We start from the raw sequence: 9,610 nt of genomic DNA on the forward strand, positions 1-9,610 counted from the left end.
GCGTTCTTCGACGGTCGCGCCCCTGACTGGGCGTTGGCGAGTTCCTCAACCATCCCATCCCTAGATGTCGTAGACCGCATCTGCTCAACGTTAGAGAGTGGTAAGCAATCACGGCCCCGGTGGCTCATGCTCCTCGCTGCCGCGGGCGACGGAAAATCGACCGCGCTGATGCAGGTTGCATACAGGATGCATAAGGCGGGAAGGAACGTATATTGGCGACCTCACGCCGGCGTCACGTTGGACGTCTCAGCCATCGCAGACCTTGCTACAGAGGAAGCCCCTCTACTAATTGTTGACGAAGCTGACAATTGCGTACCGGCCCTCGAAGAGTTGGCAGGGGCCCTGGAAGGGCGCCAACTCGACGTCGTCGCGGGCGCCCGATTGTCGGACTGGCGGAATGCGCGCGGTGATATCTCGCGATTCGCGAACGTTACTGCGTCTGAGGAGACTTTTGGACGTTTGAGCAGGCGAGAGGGCCGGGCGATCATCGCCGCTTGGTCGTCGATTCCCAAGGGTCTCGGCCTGCTCGGCGACAAGGGCGGTCTGGACGAGCAACTCAAACGCCTTTTGGACGCTGTCGAATCAGATAAGCGTAGTAACGGCTCGCTGCTCGGCGGGCTCTTTCGACTACGGTTCGATCAGTCGCGACTCGATGCACACGTCAACGAAATGCTAGACAATCTTGAAGAGCACACTATCGACGGCTCGCACGTTTCACTACTTAAAGCATTTATCTATGTGTGCGCGTTTGAGATCGGTGGCCTCGCTGGGATCGACCGCAGGCTTTGGGCTGAACTGCTAGGCATCGACGTAAAGGAACTGAGACGAACTGTCGAATTCAGCCTAGGAACCGAAGCCGCGACCGCACGAGCGGGAGGGCTTGTTCAGGTTCGCCACCCCGAAATTGCAAGAAGTGCCATCAGGCTGCTGCGAGGACGTAGTCGTGGTCTTGACCTCGGAGAGATATACGGCGATATAGTCCGGTCGGCGATAGCCCTAGGTCGTCACCTAGAGCTGGCCGATTACTCGCGCGTCGTGCATCTACCCACGAAGATATCGGACGGTCTACGGGAGGCTGGGTACTCCAAGATTAGCTCATACCAAATCGCCGTAAACGCTGCCAGCGAGGCCGCGGAGGCAGAGCCGAGTCTGCTCGTGTACGAAACCGATCTCGGATCACTATATCGGAAGATGGGCCAGCCGGAGGTTGCCGCAGAGCGCTACGCCGCCGCGTATACTCGCATGCACCTATATCGTGATCGCGAGCGGTCAGCAAGCGGATTCTTCTACGATTGGTCTCTCTCATATCTCGACGCGGACGAGCCTGCGAGCGCGCTTCTTGTTGCCGCGGTTGGCCTGAGTCGCGAGCGGGCCAAACTGACTCGCACCGAGGCCGGGCGGTACTTCGTTGTAATCGCTCGATCCCTCGTTCGGATCGGACGCGATACCGGATCGGAGCGAGCAAGACTCGGGCTCGCGGCCGTCTTCAAGCTGGCCGAATCTACCCTTGTTCCCGCGGACGATCTAGAGGCGTGCCGAAACTTATCAAGTCAGGGAAAAGCTCCGTCCACTTCTCAACTCGACTCCTCACTAGCCTTGAGACTGCTTGAAAAATGTCTCGTTCAACTTACCAGGGAGGCCGCAGCCCTGCAGACGTTACGCGTTCCGAACCCCGGGCTTCTTTCGGCGACCATCGAACCGCTAATCGGCCAAGGTCGATGACTGACGCACGTCCGAGGCCATTGCACTAACAGGCACGAGGCGCTTCCTGGATTCCAACTACACAACGCTTTGCTCGGCAGAGAATTTGTGATCCGAGAAGTTGGACAGCAGCAGGGCTCGACGTCCCGGCAAGTCAGCACCGGCCTGGGCATGCTCGTCCAGGCCATCGGCTCACCCGACATGCGCGAGGGCGCGCAGGCCTTCATCGACAAACGCGGGCCGGAGTTCGCCGGGCCCGCCGTCAGGCGGGGTCGGGGAACTCTGGCTTGCGTTTGTCGATGAAGGCCTGCGCGCCCTCGCGCATGTCGGGTGAGCCGATGGCCTGGACGAGCATGCCCAGGCCGGTGCTGAAGGAGTCGCGGGCGGCGTTCCACCAGAGGTTGGAGCTGATCTTGGTGATCTCGATGTAGCGGGGGCTCTTGGTAGCGAGCTCGGCGCACATGGCGTCGACGGCTTGCTCGAGCTGGTCGTCGCCGACGACCTCGTTGACCAGGCCCATCTCGTAGGCGCGTTGGGCGTCGTACCTTCGGCAGAGCATGCTCAGCTCCTTGGCGCGCTTCTCGCCGATCTGGACGCCCATGACGTTGGTGGCGCCGGTGACGGGTGAGCTGCCGACCTTGGGGCCGGTCTGGCCGAACGTCGCGGAGCGGGCGGCGATGGCGAGGTCGCAGGCGACGACGAGCTCGTTGCCGCCGCCGGCGGCGGCGCCGTTGACGGCGGCGATGACGGGCCTCGGGCAGGTGCGGATGGCGTCGAAGAGGCGGAGCGAGGCCTTGTAGAGGCCGCGCATGTTCTTCATGTCGGGCTCGGCGAGGCCGGTGAGGGCGCCGCCGGCGCAGAAGGAGCCGCCGCTGCCGGTGATGACGACCGAGTGGTACGTCGAGACGTCCTCGAGGACGTCGGCGATGGCGTGGGCCATGGGACCGTCGTAGGCGTTGCGGCGCTCGGGGCGGTTCAGGCGGATCCACTTGGTGGTCCCCTTGTCGAAGACCTCGACGTCTCCCCCGGCGTGCTGGGTCACCTCGCTCTTGGTCTCGCTGGTGCCCTCGCTCATGCGTGCGCCTCCGTCTCTCGCAGCTCCTTGAGCACCGTGCGGTGCCGGTCCATGCTCTTCCACCCGAGGGCGTCGTCGGCGATGAGGACGGCCTGGATGTTGGCCGAGCCCTCGCCGGTCTGCCAGAGCTTGGCGAAGTTGAGGTAGAGGCCGATGGGCAGCTCGTCCATGAAGGCGGCGCCGCCGAAGATCTCGGCGGTGGCCTGGGCGGCGCGGTTGCAGACCTCGCCGGCGTAGTACTTGGCGATCGAGCTCTCGCGGGTGGCGAGGTCGCCCTCGTCGTAGCGGGCCGCAGCCACGTCGACCATCAGGCGGGCGGCGGCGACCTCGGCGGTCATGTCGGCGAGCTGCTTCTTGACCATCTGGAAGCTGCCGATCTTCTCGCCGAACGCCGTGCGCTCGTTGGCGTACGCCAGGGCCGCGTCGAGGCAGGCCTGGGCCAGGCCGACCGAGCGGGCGGCGACGGTGAGGCGGCCGTAGTCCATGGCGTTCATGGCGACGACGAAGCCCTGGCCCTCGTCGCCGAGCAGCGCGTCGGCGGGCACGCGGACGTCGGTGAGGCTGATCGAGGTGGTCGGCATCAGCTTGCCGAGGCCGCGGCACGGGACGCGGGTGGCCTCGAAGCCCGGGGTGTCGGTCGGTACGACGAACGCGCTCACGCCCTTGTGCCCGGCGGCCGGGTCGGTCTTGGCGTAGACGATGGCCACGTCGGCGACGTTGGCGTTGGTGATCCACATCTTCGCGCCGTTGATGACGTACTCGTCGCCGTCACGCACCGCGCGCGTGCGCATCGCACCCAGGAAGTCCGAGCCGCCGTCGGGCTCGGTCATCGCGTTGCAGCCGAGCAGCTCGCCGGCGATGAGGCCGGGCACCCAGCGCTCGCGCTGGGCGGTCGAGCCCCAGTTGGCGATGGTGAGCGGGACGGTGGCGGCCTGGAGGTTCATCGAGGCCGAGAGCGGCGGGTAGACCCAGGCCAGGTTCTCCGAGACCGCGGCCAGCGCGCGGAAGCCGGCGCCGGTGCCGCCGAGGGACTCGGGGAAGCAGCAGCCGAAGAAGCCCAGCTCCCCCATCTGCCGGTAGAGGTCGTGCGGGAACTCGGCGCGCTGCTCGCGCTCGACGACGCTCGGGCGGACCTCGCGACGACCCCAGTCGCGGACCAGCAGCCCGATCTCCCGGGCGGTCTCGGCCCGCTCCGCGGCCCGTTCGCCGGCGGTTCCCGGCTGGTTCCTGTGGTCGACGGTCATCGTGTTCCCTCTCGTCCTGGCGCCTTGCAACGGTTAGGTTGGCACCCGCGGCCTACCCGCCTGCAGGCATATCGGTGCTAATGTTTGTCAACGTTTCTCGCAGCGCGGAGGAGTCCCCATGACCATGTCGGGCGTCAACGGGGCGGCCCAACGGCCTCCGAAGGCGGCGATGCTCGTGGCCCAGCGCATCGTGCAGGACGCGATCCGCGGCAGCCTCCGGCCCGGCGACCTGCTGGAGCCCGAGCGCACGATGCTCGAGAAGTACCAGACCGGACGCGGCACCTTGCGCGAGGCGCTGCGCCTGCTGGAGTTCCAGGGCGTCATCTCGCTCAAGCCCGGGCCGCGCGGCGGACCGGTGCTGCAGAACCCCGACGCCTCGCACCTCGGCAGCACCCTGGTGCTGCTCATGCAGCTGCAGGCGGCGCCGTTCCGCAACGTCGCCCAGGTGCGCACGGCGCTGGAGCCGATGATCTCGCGGCTGGCGGCCGAGCAGATGACCGAGGACTCCCTGGTCGACCTGCGCGGCACGGTCGACCAGATGAAGGCCGAGATCGACGACCAGTACTCGTTCCTCGACGCCAACAAGCGCTTCCACGACATCATCGCGTGGTCCTCGGGCAACGTGCTCTTCGCCTACATCATCGAGTCGCTGCTCGGGATCATGGACGGCACCCAGATCGGCGTCGACTACCCCGCCTTCCGCCGGCAGGCGATCCTCAAGGCGCACGAGGAGATCTACGCCGCGCTCGCCGCGCGCGACCCGGCCGAGTCCGAGGCCCGGATGCGCGAGCACATCGAGGCCGCGCAGCGCTACGTCGAGCGCAAGTACCCCCAGCTGATGGAGCAGACGATCCCCTGGGACCAGCGCATCCTCGGCTGAGCGGTCAGTCACCGGCGCCGGCCAGGGCGGCCTCGCCCAGGAAGGCCAGCAGCACCGAGGCGTTGTTGCGCGCCTCGGCGGCCGGGCCGCTCCAGACAACCTCGCCGCGCGCCACGGCCACCACTTCGTCGGCGACGTCCAGACCGGCCTCGGCGTTCTGCTCGACCATGAGTACGCCGATGCCGGAGTCCGCCATCTGCCGCACCGTGGCCAGGATCGAGTCGGTGACCACCGGCGCGAGCCCCATCGACGGCTCGTCGAGCAGCACCGTCGTCGGCTGCGACATCAGGGCCCGGCCGAAGGCGAGCATCTGCTGCTCACCGCCGCTGAGCAGCCCGGCCGCGCTCGAGCGGCGCTCGGAGAGGATCGGGAACATCTCGTAGCACTGGGCCAGCGTCTTCTCGAAGGCGCTGCGCGAGGCGGTGTGCCCGCCGAGCCGGAGGTTCTCGGCCACGGTGAGCGGGGCGAACACCCGGCGCCCCTCGGGCACGAGTGCGACGCCGCGCTTGACGATCTTGTGGGCGGGCAGCCCGGTGATGTCCTTGCCGTCGAGCGTGACCCGCCCGTCGGTCGGCGCGTGCAGCCCGGCGATCGCCTTGAGCGTGGTGGTCTTGCCTGCGCCGTTGGCGCCCAGGACCAGGGTGATCTTGCCGGGGGTGGCGCTCAGGCTCACCCCACGGACGGCCTCGACGTTCCCGTAGCCCGCGTGCAGGTCGCTGACCTCAAGCATCGTTGCGCCACTTCCTTCCGAGGTAGGCCTCCTGGACCAACGGGTTCTGCACGACCTCCGTCGGCGTCCCCTCGGCGATCAGCCGACCGGACGTCATCGCGTAGACGTAGTCGCACGTGTCCACCATCATCTGCACGTCGTGCTCGACGAGCAGCTGGCACAACCCGCCACCGCGCATGCCCTGCATCAGCTCGGAGATCTCGGCGCGCTCGGTCTGGTTCATCCCGGCGGTCGGCTCGTCGAGGAGCAGCAGCCGGGGCCCCATGACCAGGGCGCGGGCGATCTCCACCCGGCGCTGGGTGCCGTAGGACAACTCGGAGGGGAAGTACTCCTCCATGCCGGTGAGCCCGGTGCGCTCGATGACCTCGGCCACCGAGACGTCGCCGCCGCCGCGGCCCGCCGTGTCCGCGCCGAGCTGGATGTTGCGCCGCACGTCGAGGTCCGGCAGCAGCCGGACGGTCTGGAAGGTGCGGGCCACCCCCAGTGCGGCCAGCTTGTGCGGCCGGGTGCGGCGGTACGACGAGCCGTCGATCAGCACGTCGCCGCGGGTCAGCTTGGTCATCCGGGTGATGGCGCCGATCAGCGTGCTCTTGCCCGAGCCGTTGGGACCGATGATCCCGTAGATCAGACCGGGACGCATGGTGAGGGTGACGCCGTCGACGGCCTTGACGCCGCCGTAGTGCACCGCGACGTCCTGGACCTCCAGGACCGGCGCCGCGGCCATGGGGTCGTCCTGCGCGGGGCGCTCGGGGTGGGTGGTGGTCATGCTCGTCCCCTCGCGTCGGTCGTGGGTCGCGACAGCCCGTGCTGGTCCGGCGGTGTCGGCGCCGGGTCCGCGAGGACGAGCTCGGGTTCGTCGCCGTCGTCGCTGGCGAGCTCCTCCGCCCGGCCGTCGCGGCGGCGCCGCTTGCCCCAGCGGTAGCCGTCGACGAGCACCCCGTGGATGCCGCGGGGCAGCAGCACGGCGGCGATCGCGACGAGGATGCCGTAGATCAGCTCCTGCCACTGGCCGACCGCGCTGAGCAGGTCCGGCAGCCAGGTGAAGATGACCGCGCCGATGACCGCACCGACCCAGGAGCGGGCGCCGCCCACGATGATCATGGTGAGCGCGAGCACGATGAGGGTGAAGCCGATGTCGAGCGGCTGGATGATGCTGCGGACCATCACGTTCATGCCGCCGGCGATGCCGCCCAGCGCGCCGCTGACCACGAAGGCGACGATGCGGTAGCGCCGCACGTCCACGCCGACCGAGGCGGCCAGCTGCGGGTCGTCGCGGACCGCCTCCACCCGGCGACCGGTGCGGCCCAGCTCACTGAAGGCGATGAGGGCCACGACGGCGACGGTGATGACGTACATCTGGCTCATCGAGAAGTCGGTGATGACGCCGTACAGGCCGGTCGAGGAGCCGGTGAACTCCCCGCCGTTGACGGCGATGACGCCGATGATGAGGTCGAAGGCGACGGTGGCCATGGCCAGGTAGAGGCCGTTGAGCCTGGCCAGCACCAGGCCCAGCACGAGCCCGATGCCGGCGGTCATCAGCGCGGCCAGCGCGATCGCCTCCAGCGCCCCCATCTCCTGGTGGATCACCAGCAGCGCGGCGGCGTACGCGCCGAAGCCGTAGCAGCCGGCGCCCGCGAAGGAGAAGACCCCCATGCGCAGCGGCACCTGGATGGACAGGGCCATGAGCAGCCCGGTCAGCGTCGACTGGATGAGGACCAGGTGCGAGTCGTAGAAGAGGCTCATGTCCGGCGCACCTCCTTGCGGCCGAAGAGGCCGGCGGGTCGTACCAGCAGGACGAGGAAGATCAGGCCGAAGGACACCGCGTCGGTCCACGAGCCGCTGGTGTGGCCCTGGACGTAGACCTCGGCGAGCGCCAGGGCGAAGGCACCGAAGGCCACGCCCCACATGCTGCCGACCCCGCCGAGGATGATGATCGCGAAGGCCTTGACCAGCAGCGTGTCACCGCTCTCCGGGGTGATGGCGCCGAGGTAGTAGGTGAACATCACGCCGGCGAGCCCGGCGAAGGCGCCCGAGGCCGCCATGGTCAGCAGGGCGAGCCGCTGCCGGTCGATGCCCATCAGGCTGGCGGTCTCGGCGTCCACGCCGATCGCCCGCATCGCCAGGCCCTGGCGGGTCAGCCGCAGCCACAGCGTCGTCGCGGCCCACAGGACCAGCGCGAGGATGATCGTGTAGACCGCGACGTTGGTGATGAATAGGTCGCCGTGGCGCCACACCGTCACGTCGAAGGTCGACTCCTGCAGACCGAAGGGGTTGCTCTTGGTGTGGTGCTGGGCGATGGCCAGGGGGATGGTCGCCACCCCGATGCCGCCGATGAGGATCTGCATCTCCGCGCTGCGCTTGTCGCGCGCCCTCTTGAGGATCTGCTCGAAGGCCAGCTTCTGGATCACCAGGGACATCACCGCGCCGACCACCACGCCGATCAGCAGGACGGCCACCAGCGGCAGCGACACCGACTCCAGCAGGAGGTAGGCGGTGAAGGTCGAGAACATGAAGATCGACCCGTGCGAGAAGTTGAGGATGTCGATCGTGCCCCAGGTCAGGCTCATGCCCAACGCGAAGAGCAGGTAGACAGAGCCCAGGCTGACCGCGGTCAGAATTTCCTGCATGTCCCTCTCCTGTCGTGACGACCCCGGTGCCGGGGCGGTGGCCAGCGGCCACCACCCCGGCGCGGGTCGTGGCTGCTAGCTGTCGCCCGCGGCGTACAGCAACTTGGTCCCGGTGCCGTCCCACTCGACGACGACGCCGGGAACCTCGATGGTGCCGTCCTTCCAGGCCAGATCGCTGCCGAGCGCGCCGTCCTCGGTCTTGCCGGCCTCGGTCTTCATCCCGTCCTTGATCCCGTCGCGGCTCGCGTCGCCGGCCTCTTTGATGGAGCGGGCCAGGAACCACGCGGCGTCGTAGGCCTCGGCAGCGTAGTTCAGCGGGTCCTCGCCGTACTCGGCCGTGTAGTCCTTGACGAACTGCTGGCTGGACGGAGCCGTCTGGGTCGCGTCGAAGTCGACGGGCCACGCCATCCCGGCGCCGTCGGCACCGGCCGGCTTGAGGTTGCCGGCGCTCGCGCCGGAGTTCCCCAGCACCTTGCCGGTGTAGCCGGCCTGGCGCAGCTGGGTCATCGCCGTCGGGTTCGAGGCACCGATCTGCAGGATCGACACGACGTCGGGGTCGGTGTCGAGCACCTGCTGGATCGCAGCCGAGTAGTCCTGCGTCGCCGAGGTGGTCTCGACCGACTTGGTGACCTCCATGCCCGTCTCCTCGGCGAGGTCGGGCAGCGTCTTGGTCCCGATCTCGTCGAGGGTCGGGGAGATGTTGGTGTAGATGATCCCGACGGACTTCCAGCCGTTGTCCTCGATGTACTTCTTCATGATCGGGTAGTACGAGCTCATCAGTGGCGTGGCGCGGTAGGTGTAGTCACCCACGACCACACCGTCGCTGCCCGCCTGGGTGTAGATGACCGGCAGCCCGGCCTTCTGGGCCAGCGGCGACTGGGCGACCGCCTCCTGGCTCGAGACCGACCCGAAGGTCGCGGCGACGTTGCGGTCCGCGATCGCCGCGGTCATCTCGCTGGCCGCGGTCGCGGCATCGCCCTTGGTGTCCTTCCAGCTGAGGTCGATCTTCTTGCCGTCCCCGAGGAAGCCCTGCTCGTTGATCTGCTTGATCGCCAGCTCGTAGCCCTTCTGGGCGGACAGGCCGGCGAACGCGGCCGGCCCGGTGAGCGGCTCGATGCCGACGACCTTGACCGTGGACGGGATGCCGCCGCCACCGTCGGAGCCCCCGCTGCCGCCGTCGTCACCGCATGCGGCGACCGAGAGCACTGCCGCCATCGCGACCGCCAGCGTGGCGCCGCGGCGCGTGCGCCGCGATCCGTTGAAGCCGCCCATCTCTTCTCCTCGATACTTTGACAATCATGCGCATGATTCGCATGTGACCGACACCATAGGACGTGGGCGATGCTCGTGTAA

The 9,610-nt window shown here is 67.9% G+C and carries 9 protein-coding genes; 2 read left to right on the forward strand and 7 right to left on the reverse strand.

The window, feature by feature from the left end:
- Nucleotides 1–33 precede the first annotated feature (33 nt).
- Nucleotides 34–1,722: a P-loop NTPase gene (locus tag G5V58_RS19210; RefSeq protein WP_456237808.1), complete on the forward strand. Its 1,689-nt coding sequence runs from the start codon at nucleotides 34–36 to the stop codon at nucleotides 1,720–1,722.
- 241 nt (nucleotides 1,723–1,963) lie between these two features.
- On the opposite strand, the gene G5V58_RS19215 is transcribed toward G5V58_RS19210, so the two are convergent.
- Together G5V58_RS19215 and G5V58_RS19220 are read right to left on the reverse strand one after the other, a co-directional pair.
- Nucleotides 1,964–2,776 (reverse strand): enoyl-CoA hydratase/isomerase family protein, encoded by an 813-nt coding sequence (locus G5V58_RS19215; protein ID WP_165236368.1) that lies wholly within the window; start codon nucleotides 2,774–2,776, stop codon nucleotides 1,964–1,966.
- Nucleotides 2,773–4,020: an acyl-CoA dehydrogenase family protein gene (locus G5V58_RS19220; protein ID WP_165236370.1), complete on the reverse strand. Its 1,248-nt coding sequence runs from the start codon at nucleotides 4,018–4,020 to the stop codon at nucleotides 2,773–2,775. Before G5V58_RS19220 ends, G5V58_RS19215 begins: the two co-directional genes overlap by 4 nt.
- 118 nt (nucleotides 4,021–4,138) lie before the next feature.
- On the opposite strand from G5V58_RS19220, the gene G5V58_RS19225 reads away from it, so the two are divergent.
- Complete coding sequence (locus G5V58_RS19225) at nucleotides 4,139–4,900, forward strand: FadR/GntR family transcriptional regulator (RefSeq protein ID WP_230486754.1); 762 nt, start codon at nucleotides 4,139–4,141, stop codon at nucleotides 4,898–4,900.
- 4 nt (nucleotides 4,901–4,904) lie between these two features.
- On the opposite strand, the gene G5V58_RS19230 is transcribed toward G5V58_RS19225, so the two are convergent.
- From G5V58_RS19230 to G5V58_RS19250, 5 genes are all read right to left on the reverse strand, one after another.
- Nucleotides 4,905–5,630 (reverse strand): ABC transporter ATP-binding protein, encoded by a 726-nt coding sequence (locus G5V58_RS19230; protein ID WP_165236372.1) that lies wholly within the window; start codon nucleotides 5,628–5,630, stop codon nucleotides 4,905–4,907.
- Nucleotides 5,623–6,396, reverse strand: coding sequence for an ABC transporter ATP-binding protein (locus G5V58_RS19235; RefSeq protein WP_165236374.1), 774 nt, complete (start codon nucleotides 6,394–6,396; stop codon nucleotides 5,623–5,625). Before G5V58_RS19235 ends, G5V58_RS19230 begins: the two co-directional genes overlap by 8 nt.
- Nucleotides 6,393–7,373, reverse strand: a complete 981-nt coding sequence (locus G5V58_RS19240) for a branched-chain amino acid ABC transporter permease (RefSeq protein ID WP_165236376.1) — start codon at nucleotides 7,371–7,373, stop codon at nucleotides 6,393–6,395. The genes G5V58_RS19235 and G5V58_RS19240 overlap by 4 nt, the downstream gene beginning before the upstream one ends.
- Complete coding sequence (locus tag G5V58_RS19245; protein WP_165236378.1) at nucleotides 7,370–8,257, reverse strand: branched-chain amino acid ABC transporter permease; 888 nt, start codon at nucleotides 8,255–8,257, stop codon at nucleotides 7,370–7,372. Before G5V58_RS19245 ends, G5V58_RS19240 begins: the two co-directional genes overlap by 4 nt.
- A 75-nt stretch (nucleotides 8,258–8,332) precedes the next feature.
- Nucleotides 8,333–9,529, reverse strand: coding sequence for an ABC transporter substrate-binding protein (locus G5V58_RS19250; RefSeq protein ID WP_165236380.1), 1,197 nt, complete (start codon nucleotides 9,527–9,529; stop codon nucleotides 8,333–8,335).
- Nucleotides 9,530–9,610 lie beyond the last annotated feature (81 nt).

Origin of the sequence: Nocardioides anomalus, assembly GCF_011046535.1 — a bacterium.
Classification (GTDB): Bacteria; Actinomycetota; Actinomycetes; order Propionibacteriales; family Nocardioidaceae; genus Nocardioides; species Nocardioides anomalus.

Excerpts from the sequence above, each read along its gene's own strand:
- G5V58_RS19240 (WP_165236376.1), bottom strand. The coding sequence starts at position 7,373 with ATGAGCCTCTTCTACGACTCGCACCTGGTCCTCATCCAGTCGACGCTG.
- G5V58_RS19220 (WP_165236370.1), bottom strand. The coding sequence starts at position 4,020 with ATGACCGTCGACCACAGGAACCAGCCGGGAACCGCCGGCGAACGGGCC.
- G5V58_RS19225 (WP_230486754.1), top strand. The coding sequence starts at position 4,139 with ATGACCATGTCGGGCGTCAACGGGGCGGCCCAACGGCCTCCGAAGGCG.
- G5V58_RS19250 (WP_165236380.1), bottom strand. The coding sequence starts at position 9,529 with ATGGGCGGCTTCAACGGATCGCGGCGCACGCGCCGCGGCGCCACGCTG.
- G5V58_RS19230 (WP_165236372.1), bottom strand. The coding sequence starts at position 5,630 with ATGCTTGAGGTCAGCGACCTGCACGCGGGCTACGGGAACGTCGAGGCC.
- G5V58_RS19245 (WP_165236378.1), bottom strand. The coding sequence starts at position 8,257 with ATGCAGGAAATTCTGACCGCGGTCAGCCTGGGCTCTGTCTACCTGCTC.
- G5V58_RS19215 (WP_165236368.1), bottom strand. The coding sequence starts at position 2,776 with ATGAGCGAGGGCACCAGCGAGACCAAGAGCGAGGTGACCCAGCACGCC.
- G5V58_RS19235 (WP_165236374.1), bottom strand. The coding sequence starts at position 6,396 with ATGACCACCACCCACCCCGAGCGCCCCGCGCAGGACGACCCCATGGCC.